Genomic DNA, 20,108 nt, shown 5'->3' with positions numbered 1-20,108 from the left:
TTCAGTGACATGCGCCACAGTCAGTCACCGCCCCGTGCCGTGAGGATGTGCGCTGGTCGTACCGGGGAGACCCCCCACCGGGTGCGACCGGGTACCGCACAACCCCCCTCACGAAGGCGAACAACTCCATGAGTGACCGCGTCATCGCGGCCGACCCGCTGTCCGCCGCACCGGCGGCATCCGGCGGGACCACGGCCGCCACCCCCCACGTCGACGCCGGCGACGCCGGATACCGCAAGGACCTCAAGTCCCGGCACATCAACATGATCGCCATCGGCGGCGCCATCGGCACCGGGCTCTTCCTGGGCGCCGGCGGCCGCATGTCCCAGGCCGGTCCCTCCCTCTTCATCGCCTACGCCGTCTGCGGCGTCTTCGCCTTCTTCGTGGTCCGCGCCCTCGGCGAGCTGGTCCTCTACCGCCCCTCCTCCGGCGCCTTCGTCTCCTACGCCCGCGAGTTCATGGGCGAGAAGGGCGCCTACACGGCCGGCTGGCTCTACTTCCTCAACTGGTCGACCACCGCCGTCGCCGACATCACCGCGGCCGCCACCTACGCCCACTTCTGGTCGATGTTCAGCGACGTCCCGCAGTGGATCCTCGCCCTGATCGCCCTCGCGGTCGTCCTCGCCGCCAACCTCATCTCCGTGAAGTACTTCGGCGAGATGGAGTTCTGGTTCGCCATCGTCAAGGTCGCCGCCCTGGTCGTCTTCATGCTGGTCGGCGTCTTCCTCATCGTGACCTCCCACGACGTCGGCGGCAGCACCCCCGGCCTCGCCAACATCACCGACAACGGCGGCATCTTCCCCCACGGCACGATGCCGATGCTGCTGCTCATCCAGGGCGTCGTCTTCGCCTACGCCTCCGTCGAGCTGTGCGGCGTCGCCGCCGGCGAGACCGAGAACCCCGAGAAGATCATGCCGAAGGCGATCAACTCGATCATGTGGCGCGTCGGCCTCTTCTACGTCGGCTCCGTCGTCCTGCTCGCCCTCCTCCTGCCGTACACGGCCTACTCCGGCGACCAGAGCCCCTTCGTCACCGTCTTCGACAAGCTGGGCGTCCCCGGCGCCGCCGGCGTGATGAACCTGGTCGTCCTCACCGCCGCCCTCTCCAGCCTCAACTCGGGCCTGTACTCCACCGGCCGCATCCTGCGCTCCATGTCGCTGGCCGGCTCCGCACCCCGCTTCACCGGCGTCATGAACAAGGGCGGCGTCCCCTACGGCGGCATCCTGCTCACCGCGGGCTTCGGCGTCCTCGGCGTCGGCCTCAACTACGTCATGCCCGGCGAGGCCTTCGAGCTGGTCCTCAACCTCGCCTCGATCGGCATCATCGGCACCTGGGCCATGATCATGGTCTGCTCGCTGCTGTTCTGGCGCCGGGCCGAGGAGGGCAAGCTCGCCCGCCCCGGCTACCGGCTGCCCTGGGCCCCGTACACCCAGATCGTGACCCTGCTCTTCCTCGGCTCCGTCCTCGTCCTGATGTGGATGGACGAAGGCATCAGCCGCACCACCGTGAACTGCCTCCCGCTCATCGCCGCGGCCCTGGTCGGCGGCTGGTTCCTGGTCCGCGGCCGGGTCCGCGCGACCGCCGGAACCCCCCGCGACTGACGCGCCCCCCACGAGACCCCCGCGGGCACGGCCTGCGGGGGTCTCGCCTTTTGTCAGGAGATAGTGGTACGCAGGAGCCTTACAAGATCCGTTCGGAGAAAAGGAAGTTCGCGATGCCGCAGCACGTCCAGGGGGTCATCGCCCCCGGCAGGAACGAACCGGTACGGGTCGAGACGATCGTGATCCCCGATCCCGGCCCCGGCGAGGCCGTCGTGAAGATCCAGGCGTGCGGCGTCTGCCACACCGACCTCCACTACAAGCAGGGCGGCATCAACGACGAGTTCCCCTTCCTCCTCGGCCACGAGGCCGCCGGAATCGTCGAGTCGGTCGGCGAGGGCGTCACCGACGTCGCCCCCGGCGACTTCGTGATCCTCAACTGGCGCGCCGTGTGCGGGAACTGCCGCGCCTGTCTGCGCGGCCGCCCCTGGTACTGCTTCGACACCCACAACGCGAAGCAGAAGATGACCCTGCTCGACGGCACGGAACTCTCCCCGGCCCTCGGCATCGGCGCCTTCGCCGAGAAGACCCTCGTCGCCTCCGGCCAGTGCACCAAGGTCGACCCCGAGGTCGCCCCCGAGGTCGCGGGCCTCCTCGGCTGCGGCGTCATGGCCGGCATCGGCGCCGCGATCAACACCGGCAACGTCGGCCGCGGCGACACCGTCGCCGTCATCGGCTGCGGCGGCGTCGGCGACGCGGCGATCGTCGGCTCCCGCCTCGCCGGAGCCGCGAAGATCATCGCCGTCGACATCGACGACCGGAAGCTGGAGACGGCGAAGACGATGGGCGCCACCCACACCGTCAACTCCCGCTCCACCGACCCCGTCGAGGCGATCCGCGAACTCACCGGCGGCTTCGGCGCCGACGTCGTCATCGAGGCCGTCGGCCGCCCGGAGACGTACGAGCAGGCCTTCTACGCCCGCGACCTCGCCGGCACCGTCGTCCTCGTCGGCGTCCCCACCCCCGAGATGAAGCTCGAACTGCCCCTCCTCGACGTCTTCGGCCGCGGCGGCGCGCTCAAGTCCTCCTGGTACGGCGACTGCCTGCCCTCCCGGGACTTCCCGATGCTCGTCGACCTGCACCGGCAGGGCCGCATCGACCTCGCCGCCTTCGTCACCGAGACCATCGGCCTCGGCGAGGTCGAGAAGGCCTTCGCCCGCATGCACGAGGGAGACGTCCTGCGCTCGGTGGTGGTGCTGTGATGACCGCCCGCATCGACCACCTCGTCACCTCCGGCACCTTCAGCCTCGACGGCGGCACCTGGGACGTCGACAACAACGTCTGGATCGTCGGCGACGACACCGAGGCGATCGTCATCGACGCCGCCCACGACGCCGAGGCCATCCTCGCCGCCCTCGACGGACGCACCCTGCGCGCCATCGTCTGCACCCACGCCCACGACGACCACGTGGACGCGGCCCCGGCGCTCGCGGCCGCCACCGGCGCCCGCATCCTGCTCCATCCCGCCGACCTGCCGCTGTGGAAGCAGACCCACCCCGACCACAGCCCGGACGGCGACCTCGCCGACGGCCAGGTCCTCACCATCGCCGGCACCGACCTCACGGTCCTGCACACCCCGGGCCACGCCCCCGGGGCGGTCAGCCTGTACGCGCCGGACCTCGGCACGGTCTTCACCGGCGACACCCTCTTCCAGGGCGGCCCCGGCGCCACCGGCCGGTCCTTCTCGGACTTCCCCACGATCGTCGACTCGATCCGGGACAAGCTCCTCACCCTGCCGCCGGAGACCGTGGTGCGCACCGGCCACGGCGACACCACCACCGTCGGCGCCGAGGCCCCCCACCTCCAGGAGTGGATCAGCCGGGGCCACTGAGCCGCAGCCGGCTCTCGAAGCGCACCGCACGGCCCGAGAACGGGTCGGTGAACTCCAGCGTCCGTGCCAGCAGCCCCAGCGGACGCCCGAAGTCCTCCGGCCCGTCCTCACGGACCACCGGATAGACCGGATCGTTCAGGAGCGGCAGCCCGAGCGCGTTCATGTGCACCCGCAGCTGGTGCGTCCGCCCGGTCACCGGCTCAAGCCGGTACCGGCCGAGCCCGCCCCCGTGCGCCACCAGCGCGATCCGGCTCTCGGCGTTCGGCTCGCCCGGCACCTCCCGGGCGGCCATCACCCCGCGCTCCTTCTCGATCCGGCTCCGCACCGTCACCGGCAGCCCCACCGCCGGGTCGTAAGGCGCCACCGCCTCGTACTCCTTGCGCACGGCCCGGTCCCGGAACAGCGTCTGGTACGCCCCCCGGTCCTCCTCCCGCACGACGAAAAGCACGAGCCCCGCCGTCAGCCGGTCGAGCCGGTGCGCGGCCTGCAACCGGGGCAGCCCCAGGTCCCGCCGCAGCCGCGCCGTCGCGGTCTCCACGACGTGCCGCCCCCGGGGCATCGTCGCCAGGAAGTGCGGCTTGTCGGCCACCACGATCCGCTCGTCCCGGTACACGACCCCGACCCCGAACGGCACCGGCACCTCCGGCGGAAAGTCCCGGTGGAACCAGAGCCACCGCCCCGCGGCGTACGACTCGTCCCCGGAGACCGGCCCGTCGACCCCGACGAACCTCCCGGCCCGCAGCATCTCCTCGACCCGCCCGACCCCGACGGCCGCCCCGTACCGCTCCACCAGGTGGTCCCGCACGGTCGCCCAGGCACCCTCCGGATCCTCCGGCAGCCGCACCCGCACGGGATCGACCCCGTCCCGCTGGGCCAGCGGCGACGCGGGGGCCCTGGTTCTGCGTCTCACCACTCCGCCTCGTGGCCGTCCGTACGCGTGCGCTCATGACGCGAGTGCTCATGCGGAAGTCCCGGTCGAGAAGATCTCGACCGGGACTCCGTGTGGTGTCCGAGGGGGGACTTGAACCCCCACGCCCGATAAAGGGCACTAGCACCTCAAGCTAGCGCGTCTGCCATTCCGCCACCCGGACAAGGTGTCTGTCTTCTTGGCCGCTGGGCCCTTCCGACGAGGAAAACCATAGCAAACATTCGGGGTGGTCGATCACCACCCCCGGCCGGCCCCGGTCCGCCCCGGCGCCCCCCGGCACGTGACGGCCGCATGTCGGACGGCGGTCGGCCTTGGGCGGGGAGGGGGCCACGCGCGAGGATGGAGGCGACCAGCAGCAACCGCGTGGGGCACGTAGTGGGAGGAAGCAGCGTGAGCGAGTCGAACACGGCCGGGAGCGTCCGCGGCGAGGACGAGGTGGTCGACCTCTGTCGCGACCTCATCCGCATCGACACCAGCAACTACGGCGACCACTCGGGGCCGGGGGAGCGGGCGGCGGCGGAGTACATCGCCGAGAAGCTCGCCGAGGTCGGCCTCGAACCGAAGATCTTCGAGTCGCACCGGGGGCGGGCCTCCACGGTCGCCCGGATCGAGGGCGAGGACCCGTCGCGGCCCGCCCTGCTGATCCACGGCCACACCGACGTCGTCCCGGCCGACGCCGGGGACTGGACCCACCACCCCTTCTCCGGGGAGATCGCCGACGGCTGCGTCTGGGGCCGCGGCGCCGTCGACATGAAGGACATGGACGCGATGACCCTCGCGGTCGTGCGGGACCGGCTGCGCAGCGGCCGCAAGCCCCCGCGCGACGTCGTCCTCGCCTTCCTCGCCGACGAGGAGGCCGGCGGCACCTACGGCGCCCGGTACCTGGTCGACGAGCACCGGGACCTCTTCGAGGGGGTCACCGAGGCCATCGGCGAGGTCGGCGGCTTCTCCTTCACCGTCAACGAGAACCTGCGCCTCTACCTGGTGGAGACGGCCCAGAAGGGCATGCACTGGATGCGCCTGACCGTCGAGGGCACCGCCGGCCACGGCTCGATGACCAACGACGACAACGCCATCACGGAGCTGTGCGAGGCCGTGGGCCGCCTCGGCCGCCACCAGTGGCCGGTGAGGGTCACCAAGACCGTCCGGTCCTTCCTGGACGAGCTCTCGGACGCCCTGGGCACCCCCCTCGACCCCGAGGACATGGACGCCACCCTCGCCAAGCTCGGCGGCATCGCCAAGATGATCGGCGCCACCCTGCGCAACTCGGCCGCCCCGACCATGCTCGGCGCCGGCTACAAGGTGAACGTGATCCCCGGCCAGGCCACGGCGCACGTCGACGGCCGCTTCCTGCCCGGGTACGAGCAGGAGTTCCTGGCCGACCTCGACCGGATCCTCGGGCCCCGCGTGAAGCGCGAGGACGTGCACGGAGACAAGGCCCTGGAGACCAGCTTCGACGGCGCCCTGGTGGACGCCATGCAGCTGGCCCTGCGCGCCGAGGACCCGATCGCCCGCGCCGTGCCGTACATGCTCTCCGGCGGCACCGACGCCAAGTCCTTCGACGACCTCGGCATCCGCTGCTTCGGCTTCGCCCCGCTCCAGCTGCCGCCGGAGCTCGACTTCGCCGGCATGTTCCACGGCGTGGACGAGCGGGTCCCGGTCGACGGCCTCAAGTTCGGCGCCCGCGTCCTGGACCGCTTCCTGGACGCCTGCTGAGGACGCCCCGAGGAGAGGAGGCGTGGGGAGGACCCGAGGAGAGGGCCTGCCGGAAGGACCCGCCGACGGCGCGCGCCGGATTCGTCCGCGCGTTTGCCCTTGCCCGAAAAGAGTGAATGACCCCGGGGGCTCGTAGCCCCCGCCCTTCCCCCTCGTTACAGGTGTGCGGTCCGCGGCTGGGGCCGCATTGCCAACTAGGAGGAATAATGATCAAGAAGGTCGTCGCTGCTGCGGCTGCCACTGGCGGTCTCGTTCTCGCGGGTGCGGGCATGGCCGTTGCCGACGCGGGTGCCCAGGGTGCGGCCATCGGTTCCCCCGGTGTCCTCTCGGGCAACGTCGTCCAGGTGCCGGTTCACGTTCCCGTGAACCTGTGCGGCAACACGGTCTCCGTGATCGGTCTGCTGAACCCCGCCTTCGGCAACGCCTGCGTCAACGACTGACGTCGTCCCTCGCCCCGTGAGGGTGTGAGCCGGTCCGGCCCCGGAGTGCGTGCCATGCACTCCGGGGCCGGTGGCCATTTCCGCCTCGGGCCCTTCGCCCGGTGGCACTTCTTCGAAGCCGAGCAGGCAGGGAACAAGCTATGCGACAGGTCACGCGCAAGGGCCTCATCACCGTCGCGGCCGCCGGAGGCGTCTTCGCCGCGGTCGGCGGCGGCTATGCGCACGCCGACTCCGGCGCGAACGGTACGGCCTCGAACTCCCCGGGCGTCGCGTCCGGGAACTCCGTCCAGGTCCCGGTGCACGTGCCGGTGAACGCCTGCGGAAACACCGTCAGCGTCGTCGGACTGCTGAACCCGGCGATGGGCAACACGTGCGCCAACGTCTCCGACTCCGGGAAGCCGGGCACGCCCGGCGGCGGATCCTCCGCCGAGGGCCACACGAGCGGCTCGCCCGGCGTGGGCTCCGGCAACAACGTCCAGGTGCCGGTCGACGTCCCGGTGAACGTGTGCGGCAACAGCGTCTCGGTCATCGGGCTCCTCAACCCGGCCGCGGGCAACGACTGCGCCAACGGCGTCGAGCCGACGCAGCCGGGGAACCCCGAGACCCCCGAGACGCCGGAGACCCCCGGCAACCCGGGCAACCCCGGGAACCCCGGCACCCCCGGGAACCCCGGCACCCCCGGGAACCCGGGCACCGACGGCGGGTCGAACACTCCCGGTACGCACGTCGTGACGCCCCCGCGGGCCGTCGAGGAGCTCGCCGAGACCGGCGCCGGGCCGCTCGGCGTGATCGTCCCCGCCGGCGCCGGACTGCTGCTCGCCGGTTCGCTGATCTACCGCCGCGCCCGCCGCGCCGCCTGAGCCCGCCGCACGGCCCGGGGCCGTGTGACGAGCACCACGCGCGGACGCGCACCACGCACAGGGGCCCCGCACACCGCGGGGCCCCTTCTCGTCGTTCTCCGGTCTACCAGGTCGCCCTGACCTGGCGGATGATCCGTCGCTTCAGCCGCACCCTGCGGCTCCCGTCCCGGTGCAGGCTCAGACGGTCCAACTCCCAGTGTCCGTACTCGGCATGATCGGTCAGCAGCCGCGTCGCCTCCTTGCGGGAGACACCGCGCGGCACGTACACGTCGACAAATTCGTATTCCGGCATCGCATCTATTGTGCGGGCACGGCCCCGGTACGGATAGCGTCTCTCCCATGTCTGATGCTGCGCAGCCCACCGCTGCCGAGGTACGTGCCGCCGCCGAGGCGGTCAAAGCCGCACTGGACCGTCACCTCGCGGCGGTCGAACGCCGCACGGGGGACGACGACCCGGCCGTCTACGAGGCCTTCAACGCCCTGGCCTCGGCGGCCGAGACCTACGACGAACTCCTCTACGACCGCTACGACGAGGTCACCCCCTTCGAGATCCCCGGCGCGGACGGCGCCCTGCCGCCCTACACCGGGCCCGACGAACCCCACGCCCTCAGCCTCCTGATCCGCCGCGACTACGCCGTGGCGGAACCCCGACGCCTGCTCGCCCAGGCCCGCCGCGTCGCCGAGAGCGGCGGCGAGGACGTCACCGGGGCGGCCGCCAAGGCCGGCGTCTCGCCCCTCGCCGCGCTCGGCGTGCTCTTCGGCGAGTACGAACCGGACGAGATCGCCTCCCGGCACAAGGACTTCGGCCTGGAGGAGGGCGACTCCACGCTCTGGGTCGTCGCGGCCGACGAACTCCCCGAACCGGGGGAGTGGCTCCACGCCCCCTTCGAACACGCCGACCCGGAGCGGATCGTCTGCCGCTTCGACGTCAGCTCCGTCTTCGACGAGGAGGACGACGGCGACGACGGCGACGGCCCCGTCGGGAGGGTCCGCGCCTGACCCCGCGGCCGACGCGGAGACGCGGGAGGGCCGGGACACCGTACGAGGTGTCCCGGCCCTCCCGTCGTTCCGCCGCCCTACTCCCCGGGAGCGGCGAGCAGCCCCTCCAGGAGCGGCCGCAGCCGCGTCGTGCGCTCCGGGGCCACCCCCTCGGCCACCGCCCGGGGCAGCGCCTGGTCCACGCCGTGCACGACCGACAGATGGCGCTCCGCCCGGCCGAACGCCGTGTACACCCACGGCCGGCTCAGGCCCCCGGCCGCGTCCCCGGGCAGCACCGCGACCACCGCGGGCCAGCGCGTCCCGGCCGCCTGGTGCGCGGTGAGCGCCCAGCCGTGCCGCAGCGCCGACTCCACCCGCTCCTTCGGTACGAGGAGTTCGTCGTCCCCGCAGCGCAGCCGCAGGCCCTCGGCGTCGGCCGACAGGACCGTGCCGGTGACCGTCCGCCCCGGCACCGGCGCGTACGCCACCCGGTCGCCGGGGTCGTAGCCGCCGAACCGGCCGGGGCCGGGGTTGAGCCGCTGCTTGAGGGCGGCGTTCAGCGCGCGCGTCCCGGCCGAGCCGCCGTGGCCGACCGTGACGACCTGCGTCCGCTCCGGCGGCACCCCGATCGCCCGGGGCACCGAGTCGGCCACCAGCTGGACGGTGCGGTGCACGGCCTCGCCCGCGTCCCGCACCGGGACGATCACGATCTCCTTGCCGGGGGCCTCGACCTGGTTCAGCTCGCCGACGCCGATGCCCGACACCAGCTCGCCGAGCGGCCCCGGGTCGGGGACGCGCGAGGCGATCCGGGGGCACACCTTGGCCGCGAGCACGTCGGCGAAGACCCGGCCCGCGCCCGGCGCCCCGAGGACCTCCGGGTCGCCGCTCAGGACCAGGCGGCAGCCGTCCGGCAGCGACTCCACGAGCGTCGCGGCCGTCTCCACGTCCAGCTGCGGCGCGTCGAGCACCACCAGGAGGTCCAGGGCGAGGGCCCCGTCCTCGTCCCGGCCCGGACCGGCCGCCCCGGCCAGCAGGGCGGCGACCGTCACGGCCTCCGTCCCCGCGGCGCCGAGCGCCCGCCGCCCGCCGTCGGAGTGGACCGCGACCAGGGCGCGCAGGCCCCGCTCGCGGGCCGCCGCCGCGAGCGCCACCGGCTCGGCGCGGGCGGCCTCGCCGCCGGTGTGCAGGACGAGACCGTGCGCACCGGCGGCGCGCTCCAGCTCGGAGCCCTCCCAGGCGTCGGCCGTCGCCGTCCTGACGAGACGGGCGAGTCCTTCCGCGAGGCTCTCCTCGGCGAGCGCGTAGCGGTCGAGGCCGAGCAGCGCGGGGGGTGCCCCGCCGCTCTCGTCGCTCGTGTCCGCCTTCTCGCCGGCCTCTTCGTCCGGTTCCTCCTCCGGGGCCTCCTCCCGCTCCTCCCGGAAGAGGTGGACCGCCCCCTCGGAGACCGCGGTGTCGACCGCCTCCTCGGGGTCGGGCACGGAGTGCGCGGCGAGGCCGGCGCACACGGTCGCGGTCTCCAGGGCGGTGTGTCCCCGGAGCGCGGCCTGCTCCAGGAGCCACACGGTGAGCGCGACCGTCCGGCGCGGGTCGCCGGGGCCGCAGTCGGGGCCGAGCAGCGCCCGCGCGAAGCCGTCGGCCTGCTCCGGCCGCACCCCCGCCACCGCCAGGAGCTGCCAGGGGTCGTCGAGCAGGATCGCGGCCGCGCCCTCGCCGAGCGCGGCGGCCACCGGCCCGGCCAGGGTCTCCGGGGCGCCGCCCCGGGCCAGGACCTCGCGGACGGCGGCCGTGGTGGCGGGTGCCGGGCCCGTCGGTCGCTCCGGTGCGGGGGGCCCGGGGGGTGCCGTCGGGGGCCGTTCGGGGGCGGAGGGCTCGGGCACCGGGGCGGCCGTCTCGTAAAAGGCACTGCCCTTGGCCGCACCGCCCTCCACGGCCCGGACCGCCGCGAGGAGGTCCGCGGCGGTGCCGCTCAGCTTGGCGCCGGCCGCGACCGGGCCGCCCTTCTCGGCCTTCCGCGCCTCGATCCTCGCCCGCAGCTCCCGCTGCGCGGCCAGCTCGGCCTGCGCCTCGCTCAGCCCGGGCGCGTCGGAGGCCCCGGCGTCCTCGGCCGGCTTCTCGGAGGTCTCCCCGGCCCCCTCGGCGGCGTCGGGCTCCCCGGCGGTCGCCTCCGGCCCGTCCTCCGTGGTGCCGGCCGGGGCCGTCCCGGTCCCCTCCCGTACGTCCTCGGTGGGCTCCACGTCCTCGGGTGCCTCGGGCGCGGTCTCCCCGGAAGGCTCGGTCACAAGGTGCTCCAGTCGTGATCCGGATAGCGGTGCACGGGCGCCGACACGTCGTCCAGCGCCCGGCAGATCTCGTCAGGAAGACTAAGGGTCTCCACCGACAACGCGGCCGTGAGCTGGCGCGCCGTGCGCGCGCCGACGATCGGGGCGGTCACCCCGGGCCGGTCGCGGACCCAGGCGAGCGCCACGTGGAGCGGGGTCGTCGCGAGGCCGTCGGCCGCCGTCGTCACCGCGTCCACGATCCGGCTCGCCGCGTCGTCCAGGTACGGCTCCACGAACGGCGCCATCGTCTCCGACGCGCCCCGCGAGTCCGACGGCGTCCCGCTCCGGTACTTCCCGGTCAGGACGCCGCGCCCCAGCGGCGAGGAGGGCAGCAGGCCTATCCCCAGGTCCAGGGCGGCCGGCAGCACCTCGCGCTCCACGCCCCGCTGGAGCAGCGAGTACTCCAGCTGCGCGCCCGCGAGCCGGGTCCGGTCCCCGCCGAGCTGCCAGGTGCCCGCCTTGGCGAGCTGCCAGCCGCAGAAGTTCGCCACGCCCGCGTACCGGGCCCGGCCGCTGCGCACGGCGATGTCGAGCGCCTGCAGGGACTCCTCCAGGGGCGTGTGCGGGTCGAAGGCGTGCAGCTGCCACAGGTCCACGTGGTCCGTGCCGAGCCGGGCGAGGGAGGCGTCGAGCGCGGCGAGCAGGTGGCCGCGCGAGCCGTCCGTGCGCCGGTCGGGGTCGGGGACGCTGCCCGCCTTGGTCGACAGGACGAGGTCCTGCCGGGGCACGAGCCGCTCCATGAGGCGCCCGAGCAGGTACTCCGCCTCGCCGCCGCCGTACACGTCGGCGGTGTCCACCAGCGTGCCGCCGGCGTCCCAGAACGCCTTCAGCTGCTCGGCGGCGTCGTGCTCGTCGGTGTCCCGGCCCCAGGTGAGGGTGCCGAGTCCGACGCGCGACACGCGCAGGCCCGTACGTCCGAGATGCCTCTGCTCCATGGGCGCGAGATTACTGTCCGGGGCGGCACGCGGAGAGAGCCTGTGGACAACCGCGTCCTGTCGGAGGCGCCGACCGCGCGCTAGAGTCCGGCCCACAGGGACGTTACCGATGGGTAAGGGGTGCGTGGAATGCGGCTCGGCATCAACCTCGGCTACTGGGGCGCCGGTATGGACGGCGACAACCTCGCCGTCGCGCAGGAGGCGGACCGCCTCGGGTACGACGTCTGCTGGGCCGCCGAGGCCTACGGCTCCGACGCGCCCACCGTCCTCGCCTGGGTCGCGGCGAAGACCGAGCGGATCGACGTCGGCTCCGCGATCATGCAGATCCCGGCCCGCCAGCCCGCCATGACGGCGATGACCGCCGCCACCCTCGACTCGCTCAGCGGCGGCCGCTTCCGCCTCGGCCTCGGCGTCTCCGGACCCCAGGTCTCCGAGGGCTGGTACGGCGTGAAGTTCGACAAGCCGCTCGCCCGGACCCGCGAGTACGTCGAGATCGTCCGCAGGGCCATGACCCGCGAGCGGCTCAGCTACGACGGCGAGCACTGGACCCTCCCGCTCCCCGACGGCCCCGGCAAGCCCCTCAAGCTCACCGTGCACCCGCAGCGCGAGCACATCCCGCTCTACATCGCCGCCATCGGCCCCAAGAACCTGGAGCAGACCGGCGAGATCGCCGACGGCGCCCTGCTGATCTTCCCCTCCGCCGACCACCTGGAGGACACGGCCCTGCGGCACATCCGCGCGGGCCGCGAGAAGGCCGGCCTCACCATGGACGGCTTCGACGTCTGCCCCACCGTGCCGCTCGCCCTCGGCGACGACGTCGACGCGCTCGCCGACGTGTTCCGGCCGTACACCGCCCTCTACGTCGGCGGCATGGGCAGCCGCAAGCAGAACTTCTACAACCAGCTCGCGCGCCGCATGGGGTACGAGAAGGAGGCCGCCGAGGTCCAGGACAAGTACCTGGCCGGCGACAAGACGGGCGCGGCGGCGGCCGTGCCGCACTCGCTGATCGACCGGACCACCCTGCTCGGCTCCGTCGAGCGGATCGCGGACCGGATGGCGGCCTACGCCGCCGCCGGGGTCACCACCCTCACCGTCGCCCCGGCCGGCTTCACCCTGGACGAGCGGGTGGCGGCCCTGCGGGCGGGCGTCGAGGCGCTGGAGCGGGCCGGGCTCGCGTGACCGCGCCGACGGCTCCGTACGCGGCGCACTGACGGCTTCGTACGTGACGCGTGGAGCACGTGACGCGCCGACGGCCCCGTACGGATGTCGCGTACGGGGCCGCCGGAGAGGTCTGCGGCCGTGGTGGGGGCTCGGGGGGTCTTCCCCGCCACGGCCGTCACGCAGCACAACGGCTCCGGCGGGCCCCCGGTTACGGCCTCGGGGGTCACTCTTTCGGCCGAGTCCTTCCCGCCCCCGTGTTGCCCGCCGCCCCGGACCGGACTTGACTCGTTCTCCCCGGACAGGGCGCTCCCCGGACGTACCGGAGTGCGAACGTCCGCACGGAGGTGGCGGCGATGCTCACGGCCAAGGGCCTGTTCCAGGAAATCATCGACAACGACGAGTCCTTCCGGCTCTTCTGCTCCATCGCGGCGAGCGGCGAGGCCCAGGGCGGCTGGGAGAACGGCCGGATCGCGGCCCTCGTCGCCCCCGGGATGCGCGAACTCGCGCCCAAGATCACCCGGCACGGCGCCGACGAGGACAAGCACGGCCGGATCTTCAACGCGCTGATGAAGAAGCGCGGCCTCGAACCCGTCCCGGTACCCCCCGACACCGACTACACGATGCTGCTCGAACAGCGCGGCATCGGCCTCGCGCACGACAAGCTCCGCCGCGACGAGCCGCTGACCGAGCGGGACATCATCGTCTACCTCGCCCACAGCCGGGTCACCGAGCAGCGGGCCGCCGACCAGATGGACATGCTCGTCACCTACTTCGGGGACCACCCCGAACTGGGCAGGGCCATCCACATGATCGACAACGACGAGGCCAACCACCTCGCCTACTGCCACGAGGAACTGCTCCGGCTCGCCCGCCAGGGGCACGGCCGGCTGATCCAGAAGACCCTGCGCGAGTCCGCCCTGGTCGAGATCCAGGTCTACCGGGACGTCAGCCTCGCCGTGATGCGCCACATGGGCCGCGTCCTGGAGTGGCCGAAGCCCAAGGCCCTCGCCCTCGCCGCCGGCATCCACGGCATGTACGCGTACGAACGCCTCGCCGGCTGGCACAAGATGATCGACCTCAGGATGCCCGAACGGCTCGACGCGCTCGGGGGCCCCATGACCCCCGCCCCCGCGTTCTGACCCGGGCCTCGGCGCGGCGGGAGCGGTCCCGGCGGCGGGAGCGGTCCTACATCCAGCCGCGCCGCTTGAACATCCGGTACAGGACGACCACGATGCCCGTCATCACCAGGATCACCGCCGGATAGCCCATGCCCCAGCCCAGCTCCGGCATGTGCTCGAAGTTCATCCCGTAGATCCCCGCGACCATGGTGGGGACCGCCGCCATGGCCGCCCACGCCGAGATCTTCCGCATGTCGTCGTTCTGCCGCACCCCCATCTGCGCCAGATGGGCCGAGAGCACGTCGGACAGGAGCCGGTCCAGGCCCTCCACTTGGTCGTTGGAGCGCAGCAGGTGGTCGTTGACGTCCCGGAAGAACGGCTGCGAGTGCTCGTTCACGAACGGCACCGAACCGGCCGTGAGGCGGGCCATCGGCCCGGCCAGCGGACCGCTGGCCCGCCGGAACTCCAGGACCTGCCGCTTCGCCGTGTAGATCCGCGCCGCCGTGTTGGAGGCCGCGTCCCCGGTGGGCGCGAAGACGTCCGCCTCCAACTCCTCCAGGTCCACCTGGAGCTCTCCCGCGACCTCCAGGTAGTGGTCCACGATCGCGTCGCTCACCGCGTACAGGACCGCCGTCGGACCGTGCTTCAGGACCTCCGGATCGGCCTCCAGGCGCCGGCGCACCTCCGCCAGCGGGGCCCCCTCGCCGTGCCGGACCGTGACCACGAACGAATCGCCCACGAACAGCATCAGCTCGCCCGAGGAGACCCGGTCGCTCTCCGGCTCGTACACGACCGGCTTGAGCACCATGAACAGCGAGTCGTCGTAGACCTCCAGCTTGGGCCGCTGGTGGGCCTTCAGGGCGTCCTCGACGGCCAGCGGGTGCAGCGCGAACTCCGAGGCGACGTGGTCGAACTCCTCCTCCGTGGGCTCGTGCAGCCCCACCCACAGGAACGCGTCGTCGCCCGTCGCCCGCGCCTCCTTCAGGGCGTCGGAGAGGTCGGCGGGTCCGTCCGTGCGGTGCCCGTCCCGATAGATGGCAGAGTCCACGATCACGGGCCGCATTTTCCCCCGAACGGCTCCGCCATGCACGCGTACGGCTCGCGCGGACCTCCGCCGTTCCGCACGCACGCGCACGCGTACGGCCGGGCGGGCGTGACGGGCGGCCGACGGGCGAACCGCGTTCCGCACGCGCGTACGGGCGGGAGACCGACGCATGACCATCACCCCCGCCTCCCCGCGTTCCGCACGCGCGCGTACGGGCGGGGGACGGGGCCCGCCCGGGGCACCCCCTAGGCTGGCCGCCATGGCCACGCTGATCCTCGTCCGGCACGGACGCTCCACCGCCAACACCTCCGGGGTCCTCGCCGGGCGCACGCCCGGGATCGCGCTCGACGAGCGCGGGGCCGCGCAGGCCGCCGCCCTCCCCGCGCGCCTCGCGGACGTCCCGCTCGCCGCCGCCGTCTCCAGCCCCCTCCAGCGCTGCCGGGAGACCCTGCGGCCCCTCCTCGACGCCCGCCCGGACCTCCCGCTCCACGTCGAGGACCGGATCAACGAGTGCGACTACGGCGACTGGTCGGGCCGCAAGCTCGCCGAGCTCAACGACGAGCCCCTGATGGAGGTCGTCCAGGCGCACGCCTCCGCCGCCGCCTTCCCCGGCGGCGAGTCCATGCGCGCCATGCAGAACCGCGCCGTCGAGGCCGTGCGCGACTGGAACGCGCGGATCGAGGCCGAGCACGGTGAGGACGCCTGCTACCTCATGTGCTCGCACGGCGACATCGTCAAGTCGCTCGTGGCGGACGCCCTCGGCCTCCACCTCGACCTCTTCCAGCGCGTCCACGTGGACCCCTGCTCGGTCACCGTCATCCGCTACACGCGCCTGCGTCCCTTCCTCCTCCGGCTCGGCGACACGGGGGACTTCGCCGGATTCGCCCCCCGCGAGCGCCCCGGGGACGCCGGGACGGCCGAGGTCGGTGGCGGTGCGGGCGCACCGTGATCCCTTCGCGCAGTAGGGTGGACGCGCCGCTGTAGTACGACCGTCGAGACGCAAGGGAGCCGGGAACGTGTCCCGTCAGGTGTTCCTCTACGACCCACCGGAGCGTTTCGTGGCCGGTACGGTCGGGCTGCCTGGCCGCCGTACGTTCTTCCTCCAGGCGTCCGCCGGCGGTCGGGTCACCAGCGTCGCCCTGGAGAAGATGCAGGTCGCCGCCCTCGCCGAGCGCATCGACGAACTCCTGGACGAGGTCGTGCGGCGCACCGGCGGCAACGCGCCCGTGCCCGCCGTCGCCCCCGCCGAGATCGCGGACACCGCCCCCCTCGACGTGCCCGTCGAGGAGGAGTTCCGGGTCGGCACCATGGCGCTCGCCTGGGACGGCGAGGAACAGCGCATGATCGTCGAGGCGCAGGCCCTCGTGGAACTCGACGCGGAGTCCGAGGAGGACCTCGCCGAGGCCGAGGAGCGGCTGCTCCAGGACGAGGAGAACGGCCCGCCGATGCTCCGGGTCCGGCTCAGCGGCGCCCAGGCCCGGGCCTTCGCCAAGCGGGCCCTGGACGTCGTCAACGCCGGCCGCCCGCCGTGCCCGCTGTGCAGCCTGCCGCTCGACCCCGAGGGGCACGTCTGCCCCCGCCAGAACGGATACCGCCGCGGAGCATGAGCAGCAGCCCCCAGACCCTGCCGGGCGCGGACCTGCTCGCCCGCGGTGAGCTGACCGTGCGCGGCCGGATCCGCGAGGCCTCCAACGCCGTCCTCTACTGCTCCGTCGCCCACGAGGGCCAGGAGGCGGCCTGCGTCTACAAGCCGATCGCGGGGGAGCGGCCCCTGTGGGACTTCCCCGACGGGAACCTCGCCCGGCGCGAGGTCGCCGCGTACGAGGTCTCCGAGGCCACCGGCTGGGGCCTGGTCCCGCCGACGGTGCTGCGCGACGGCCCGTACGGGGAGGGGATGGTCCAGCTGTGGATCGAGGCCGACCCCGGGGCGCGGCTGCTCGCCCTCACCGAGGACGAGGAGCCGGGCGAGGGCTGGAAGGCCGTCGGGGAGGCCGAGGTCGGCGAGGGCCGCACCGCCCTCCTCGTCCACGCCGACACCCCCGAACTGCGGCGGCTCGCCGTCCTGGACGCCGTCGTCAACAACGGCGACCGCAAGGGCGGGCACCTGCTGCCGGCCCCCGGCGGACACCTGTACGGCATCGACCACGGGGTCACCTTCCACGTCGAGGACAAGCTGCGCACCCTGCTGTGGGGATGGGCGGGCGAGGAGCTGCCCGCCGAGGCGGTCGAGGTCCTCGACGGGCTCGGCCGGTCCCTGGCGCCGGGCGCGCCGCTAGCCACCCGACTGGCCGAACTGCTCACCGGCGCCGAAGTGGCGGCGGTACGCGCCCGTGTGGAGGCGATGCGGACGAGCGGACGCCACCCGGAACCCTCGGGGCAGTGGCCCGCCATCCCCTGGCCGCCCGTCTGAGAACCGCCGCCCCGGACGCCGCTCCCGGTCCCGTACGGACCCGACGCCTCAGGGGTTCGCCCAGAGGTTCACACAGGGGGTCGACCGAAAGGTTTCGGCCAAGCCGAGCTGCGCCGAACGGCACCCCCCAGGGGTATGCATGGGCGCATTCGTCCCGCAAGACCGCCTAATCGGTCAAGATCCCGGATCCGGTTCGTATCCGGAACACCTGTCCGGTTACGCTCGGGTCATGCATGCCTGGCCCGCTTCTGAGGTCCCCGCCCTTCCCGGCAAGGGCCGCGACCTCCGGATCCACGACACCGCGACCGGCGGACGAGTCACCCTCGTCCCCGGCCCCGTCGCCCGTATCTACGTCTGCGGGATCACCCCGTACGACGCGACCCACATGGGTCACGCGGCGACCTACAACGCGTTCGACCTCGTTCAGCGCGTGTGGCTCGACACCAAGCGGCAGGTGCACTACGTCCAGAACGTGACGGACGTGGACGACCCCCTCCTGGAGCGCGCGATCCGCGACGGCGTCGACTGGGTCGGCCTCGCCGAGCGCGAGACCGCCCTCTTCCGCGAGGACATGACCGCCCTGCGCATGCTGCCCCCGCGGCACTACATCGGCGCGGTCGAGGCCATACCGGGCATCGTCCCGCTGGTCGAGCGCCTGCGGGACTCCGGCGCCGCCTACGAGCTCGACGGCGACGTCTACTTCTCCGTCGAGGCCGACCCGCACTTCGGCCAGGTCTCGCACTACGACACCGAGCTGATGCGCCACCTCTCCGCCGAGCGCGGCGGCGACCCCGAGCGCCCCGGCAAGAAGAACCCGCTCGACCCCATGCTCTGGATGGCCGCCCGCGAGGGCGAGCCGAGCTGGGACGGCGGCAGCCTCGGCGCGGGCCGCCCCGGCTGGCACATCGAGTGCGTCGCCATCGCCCTCGACCACCTCGGCATGGGCTTCGACGTGCAGGGCGGCGGCTCCGACCTGGTCTTCCCGCACCACGAGATGGGCGCCTCGCACGCCCAGGCCCTCACCGGCGAGTTCCCGATGGCCAAGGCGTACGTCCACGCCGGCATGGTCGGCCTCGACGGCGAGAAGATGTCCAAGTCCAGGGGCAACCTGGTCTTCGTCTCGAAGCTGCGCCGCGACGGCGTCGACCCGGCCGCGATCCGGCTCGCGCTCCTCTCCCACCACTACCGCGCCGACTGGGAGTGGACCGACCAGGTCCTCCAGGACGCCGTGGAGCGCCTCGGACGCTGGCGCGCCGCCGTCTCCCGCCCCGACGGGCCGTCCGCCGACGCCCTCGTCGAGGAGGTCCGCGAGGCCCTCGCCGACGACCTCGACGCGCCGGCCGCGCTCGCCGCGGTCGACCGCTGGGCCGCGCTCCAGGAGGCCGACGGCGGCACCGACGAGTCCGCCCCCGGGCTCGTCTCCCGCACGGTCGACGCGCTCCTGGGCGTCGCCCTGTAGGACGCCGGAGAGGTCCCGTACGCACGTGACGGCATGAAGGAGGGGCGCCCGGTTCCGGACGCCCCTCCTTCCGTACCGACCTTCGCCGGCTACTTGCCGGGGTCGCCGTCCGGGGTCCCACCGTTCTCCGGGCCCTCGCCGTCCGGGCCTTCGGTCTCCGGACTCCCGCTCTCCGGGGCCTCTCCGGGCGGGTTCTCCCCGGTGGCGCCCGGAACCGACTCCGGTCCCGGAACCGACTCCGGTCCCGGCTGCTCCGGCTTCGGCGGACGCGTGCGGCCGCTGCCGGGGTCCCGCAGGAAGGGGGAGTCCCCGCCCTCCGTCGCCACCCCGGGGCCGGGGCCCGGCCCCGCGCCCGGCTCGCGCCGCCGCAGATACCGCTCGAACTCGCGGGCGATCGCCTCGCCGGACGCCTCCGGAAGCTCCGCGGTGTCCCGCGCCTCCTCCAGCGTCTGCACGTACTCGGCGACCTCGCTGTCCTCGGCGGCCAGCTGGTCCACGCCCAGCTGCCAGGCCCGCGCGTCCTCGGGCAGCTCGCCCAGCGGGATGCGCAGCCCGATCAGGTCCTCCAGGCGGTTGAGCAGCGCCAGCGTCGCCTTCGGGTTCGGCGGCTGCGACACGTAGTGCGGCACCGCCGCCCACAGGCTCACGGCCGGCACGCCCGCGTGCGTGCACGCCTCCTGGAGGATGCCCACGATGCCCGTCGGGCCCTCGTACCGGGTCTCCTCCAGGTCCATCGTGCGCGCCAGGTCCGGGTCGGAGGTCACGCCGCTGACCGGGACCGGCCGGGTGTGCGGGGTGTCCCCGAGCAGCGCGCCCAGGATCACCACCATCTCCACGCCCAGCTCGTGCGCGAAGGCGAGCAGCTCGTTGCAGAAGGAGCGCCAGCGCATCGAGGGCTCGATCCCGCGCACGAGGACCAGGTCACGGGGCTTGTCACCGCCCACCCGGACCACGGAGAGTCTGGTCGTCGGCCAGGTGATCTTCCGCACGCCGTTGTCCAGGAAGACCGTGGGCCGGTTCACCTGGAAGTCGTAGTAGTCCTCGGCGTCGAGCGCCGCGAACACCTCGCCCTTCCACTCCCGGTCCAGATGGGCGACCGCGGTGGAGGCGGCGTCCCCGGCGTCGTTCCAGCCCTCGAACGCGGCCACCATGACCGGGTCGATCAGCTCGGGCACCCCCTCGAGCTCGATCACCCAGCGCCTCCTTCTCGAAGTTCCTGTCGTACGGACCAACCTTACGGCTTTCCGGCGGTCCGTCCGCAGCCCCCGGACATCCCCGAAAACCCGTGCGGCCTTGATCGACTACCCAGGA

Annotated in this window: 19 protein-coding genes and 1 tRNA gene; 13 read left to right on the top strand and 7 right to left on the bottom strand. The window is 73.3% G+C overall.

All coding sequences use genetic code 11. The features are described from left to right. Window positions 1–128 precede the first annotated feature (128 nt). The 3 genes from CP977_RS07395 to CP977_RS07385 all read left to right on the top strand — a co-directional run bounded on the left by CP977_RS07395 (window position 129) and on the right by CP977_RS07385 (window position 3,429). Window positions 129–1,601 (top strand): amino acid permease, encoded by a 1,473-nt coding sequence (locus CP977_RS07395; RefSeq protein WP_062758864.1) that lies wholly within the window; start codon window positions 129–131, stop codon window positions 1,599–1,601. A gap of 113 nt (window positions 1,602–1,714) precedes the next feature. Continuing rightward, on the top strand, window positions 1,715–2,800 hold the full coding sequence (locus tag CP977_RS07390) for an S-(hydroxymethyl)mycothiol dehydrogenase (RefSeq protein ID WP_062758862.1): 1,086 nt from the start codon (window positions 1,715–1,717) through the stop codon (window positions 2,798–2,800). Then, window positions 2,800–3,429, top strand: coding sequence for an MBL fold metallo-hydrolase (locus CP977_RS07385; protein ID WP_152369802.1), 630 nt, complete (start codon window positions 2,800–2,802; stop codon window positions 3,427–3,429). Before CP977_RS07390 ends, CP977_RS07385 begins: the two co-directional genes overlap by 1 nt. Here the strand turns inward: CP977_RS07385 and CP977_RS07380 are convergent. Both CP977_RS07380 and CP977_RS07375 read right to left on the bottom strand, forming a co-directional pair. After that, on the bottom strand, window positions 3,413–4,339 hold the full coding sequence (locus CP977_RS07380; RefSeq protein WP_152369801.1) for a pseudouridine synthase: 927 nt from the start codon (window positions 4,337–4,339) through the stop codon (window positions 3,413–3,415). The two genes, CP977_RS07385 and CP977_RS07380, sit on opposite strands and share 17 nt — an antisense overlap. A 93-nt stretch (window positions 4,340–4,432) precedes the next feature. Further along, window positions 4,433–4,520: transfer RNA gene (locus CP977_RS07375), tRNA-Leu, on the bottom strand. Between the two features lie 227 nt (window positions 4,521–4,747). On the opposite strand from CP977_RS07375, the gene CP977_RS07370 reads away from it, so the two are divergent. The 3 genes from CP977_RS07370 (at window position 4,748) to CP977_RS34755 (ending at window position 7,373) form a co-directional block, all read left to right on the top strand. Further along, complete coding sequence (locus CP977_RS07370; protein ID WP_109187051.1) at window positions 4,748–6,073, top strand: M20/M25/M40 family metallo-hydrolase; 1,326 nt, start codon at window positions 4,748–4,750, stop codon at window positions 6,071–6,073. A gap of 206 nt (window positions 6,074–6,279) precedes the next feature. Next, window positions 6,280–6,513, top strand: a complete 234-nt coding sequence (chpH, locus tag CP977_RS07365; protein ID WP_062758855.1) for a chaplin ChpH — start codon at window positions 6,280–6,282, stop codon at window positions 6,511–6,513. 140 nt (window positions 6,514–6,653) lie between these two features. Then, window positions 6,654–7,373, top strand: coding sequence for a chaplin (locus CP977_RS34755; RefSeq protein ID WP_152369800.1), 720 nt, complete (start codon window positions 6,654–6,656; stop codon window positions 7,371–7,373). A gap of 103 nt (window positions 7,374–7,476) precedes the next feature. On the opposite strand, the gene CP977_RS07355 is transcribed toward CP977_RS34755, so the two are convergent. Further along, entirely contained in the window at window positions 7,477–7,665 is a 189-nt protein-coding gene (locus CP977_RS07355; RefSeq protein WP_015032473.1) for a DUF5703 family protein, read from the bottom strand. A gap of 47 nt (window positions 7,666–7,712) precedes the next feature. Here CP977_RS07355 and CP977_RS07350 point away from each other — a divergent pair, with 47 nt between their 5' ends. Then, complete coding sequence (locus CP977_RS07350; protein ID WP_062758851.1) at window positions 7,713–8,372, top strand: hypothetical protein; 660 nt, start codon at window positions 7,713–7,715, stop codon at window positions 8,370–8,372. Window positions 8,373–8,449: 77 nt separating this feature from the next. On the opposite strand, the gene CP977_RS07345 is transcribed toward CP977_RS07350, so the two are convergent. Next, window positions 8,450–10,630 (bottom strand): helix-hairpin-helix domain-containing protein, encoded by a 2,181-nt coding sequence (locus tag CP977_RS07345; RefSeq protein ID WP_104860567.1) that lies wholly within the window; start codon window positions 10,628–10,630, stop codon window positions 8,450–8,452. Continuing rightward, window positions 10,627–11,604 carry an aldo/keto reductase gene (locus CP977_RS07340; RefSeq protein ID WP_062758849.1) on the bottom strand — a complete coding sequence of 326 codons (978 nt, stop codon included), beginning with the start codon at window positions 11,602–11,604 and terminating at the stop codon, window positions 10,627–10,629. The genes CP977_RS07345 and CP977_RS07340 overlap by 4 nt, the downstream gene beginning before the upstream one ends. Before the next feature lie 129 nt (window positions 11,605–11,733). Here CP977_RS07340 and CP977_RS07335 point away from each other — a divergent pair, with 129 nt between their 5' ends. Both CP977_RS07335 and CP977_RS07330 read left to right on the top strand, forming a co-directional pair. Next, window positions 11,734–12,783 (top strand): LLM class F420-dependent oxidoreductase, encoded by a 1,050-nt coding sequence (locus CP977_RS07335; protein ID WP_062758847.1) that lies wholly within the window; start codon window positions 11,734–11,736, stop codon window positions 12,781–12,783. Window positions 12,784–13,118: 335 nt separating this feature from the next. Next, window positions 13,119–13,904: a hypothetical protein gene (locus tag CP977_RS07330; RefSeq protein WP_062758846.1), complete on the top strand. Its 786-nt coding sequence runs from the start codon at window positions 13,119–13,121 to the stop codon at window positions 13,902–13,904. Window positions 13,905–13,950: 46 nt separating this feature from the next. On the opposite strand, the gene corA is transcribed toward CP977_RS07330, so the two are convergent. Next, complete coding sequence (corA, locus tag CP977_RS07325) at window positions 13,951–14,946, bottom strand: magnesium/cobalt transporter CorA (protein ID WP_109187047.1); 996 nt, start codon at window positions 14,944–14,946, stop codon at window positions 13,951–13,953. Window positions 14,947–15,187: 241 nt separating this feature from the next. On the opposite strand from corA, the gene CP977_RS07320 reads away from it, so the two are divergent. From CP977_RS07320 to mshC, 4 genes are all read left to right on the top strand, one after another. Continuing rightward, on the top strand, window positions 15,188–15,877 hold the full coding sequence (locus tag CP977_RS07320; protein WP_104860568.1) for a histidine phosphatase family protein: 690 nt from the start codon (window positions 15,188–15,190) through the stop codon (window positions 15,875–15,877). 67 nt (window positions 15,878–15,944) lie between these two features. Continuing rightward, window positions 15,945–16,535 (top strand): DUF3090 domain-containing protein, encoded by a 591-nt coding sequence (locus tag CP977_RS07315; RefSeq protein ID WP_062758844.1) that lies wholly within the window; start codon window positions 15,945–15,947, stop codon window positions 16,533–16,535. After that, the gene (locus tag CP977_RS07310) at window positions 16,532–17,338 is read left to right on the top strand and encodes an SCO1664 family protein (RefSeq protein ID WP_152369799.1); all 807 of its coding nucleotides are present in this window, start codon (window positions 16,532–16,534) and stop codon (window positions 17,336–17,338) included. The genes CP977_RS07315 and CP977_RS07310 overlap by 4 nt, the downstream gene beginning before the upstream one ends. A gap of 229 nt (window positions 17,339–17,567) precedes the next feature. Then, window positions 17,568–18,797, top strand: a complete 1,230-nt coding sequence (gene mshC / locus CP977_RS07305; protein WP_062758839.1) for a cysteine--1-D-myo-inosityl 2-amino-2-deoxy-alpha-D-glucopyranoside ligase — start codon at window positions 17,568–17,570, stop codon at window positions 18,795–18,797. An 89-nt stretch (window positions 18,798–18,886) separates the two neighbouring features. Here the strand turns inward: mshC and CP977_RS07300 are convergent, their stop codons facing one another. Continuing rightward, window positions 18,887–19,990 carry a PAC2 family protein gene (locus CP977_RS07300; RefSeq protein WP_152369798.1) on the bottom strand — a complete coding sequence of 368 codons (1,104 nt, stop codon included), beginning with the start codon at window positions 19,988–19,990 and terminating at the stop codon, window positions 18,887–18,889. Window positions 19,991–20,108 lie beyond the last annotated feature (118 nt).

It is taken from the genome of Streptomyces cinereoruber, assembly GCF_009299385.1.
Taxonomy (GTDB): domain Bacteria; phylum Actinomycetota; class Actinomycetes; order Streptomycetales; family Streptomycetaceae; genus Streptomyces; species Streptomyces bikiniensis.
This window is presented reverse-complemented; position numbering and strand designations above follow the sequence as displayed.

Excerpts from the sequence above, each read along its gene's own strand:
- CP977_RS07385 (WP_152369802.1), top strand. The coding sequence starts at position 2,800 with ATGACCGCCCGCATCGACCACCTCGTCACCTCCGGCACCTTCAGCCTC.
- chpH (WP_062758855.1), top strand. The coding sequence starts at position 6,280 with ATGATCAAGAAGGTCGTCGCTGCTGCGGCTGCCACTGGCGGTCTCGTT.
- CP977_RS07320 (WP_104860568.1), top strand. The coding sequence starts at position 15,188 with ATGGCCACGCTGATCCTCGTCCGGCACGGACGCTCCACCGCCAACACC.
- CP977_RS34755 (WP_152369800.1), top strand. The coding sequence starts at position 6,654 with ATGCGACAGGTCACGCGCAAGGGCCTCATCACCGTCGCGGCCGCCGGA.
- CP977_RS07350 (WP_062758851.1), top strand. The coding sequence starts at position 7,713 with ATGTCTGATGCTGCGCAGCCCACCGCTGCCGAGGTACGTGCCGCCGCC.
- CP977_RS07310 (WP_152369799.1), top strand. The coding sequence starts at position 16,532 with ATGAGCAGCAGCCCCCAGACCCTGCCGGGCGCGGACCTGCTCGCCCGC.
- CP977_RS07390 (WP_062758862.1), top strand. The coding sequence starts at position 1,715 with ATGCCGCAGCACGTCCAGGGGGTCATCGCCCCCGGCAGGAACGAACCG.
- corA (WP_109187047.1), bottom strand. The coding sequence starts at position 14,946 with ATGCGGCCCGTGATCGTGGACTCTGCCATCTATCGGGACGGGCACCGC.
- CP977_RS07335 (WP_062758847.1), top strand. The coding sequence starts at position 11,734 with ATGCGGCTCGGCATCAACCTCGGCTACTGGGGCGCCGGTATGGACGGC.
- CP977_RS07340 (WP_062758849.1), bottom strand. The coding sequence starts at position 11,604 with ATGGAGCAGAGGCATCTCGGACGTACGGGCCTGCGCGTGTCGCGCGTC.
- CP977_RS07355 (WP_015032473.1), bottom strand. The coding sequence starts at position 7,665 with ATGCCGGAATACGAATTTGTCGACGTGTACGTGCCGCGCGGTGTCTCC.
- mshC (WP_062758839.1), top strand. The coding sequence starts at position 17,568 with ATGCATGCCTGGCCCGCTTCTGAGGTCCCCGCCCTTCCCGGCAAGGGC.
- CP977_RS07330 (WP_062758846.1), top strand. The coding sequence starts at position 13,119 with ATGCTCACGGCCAAGGGCCTGTTCCAGGAAATCATCGACAACGACGAG.
- CP977_RS07395 (WP_062758864.1), top strand. The coding sequence starts at position 129 with ATGAGTGACCGCGTCATCGCGGCCGACCCGCTGTCCGCCGCACCGGCG.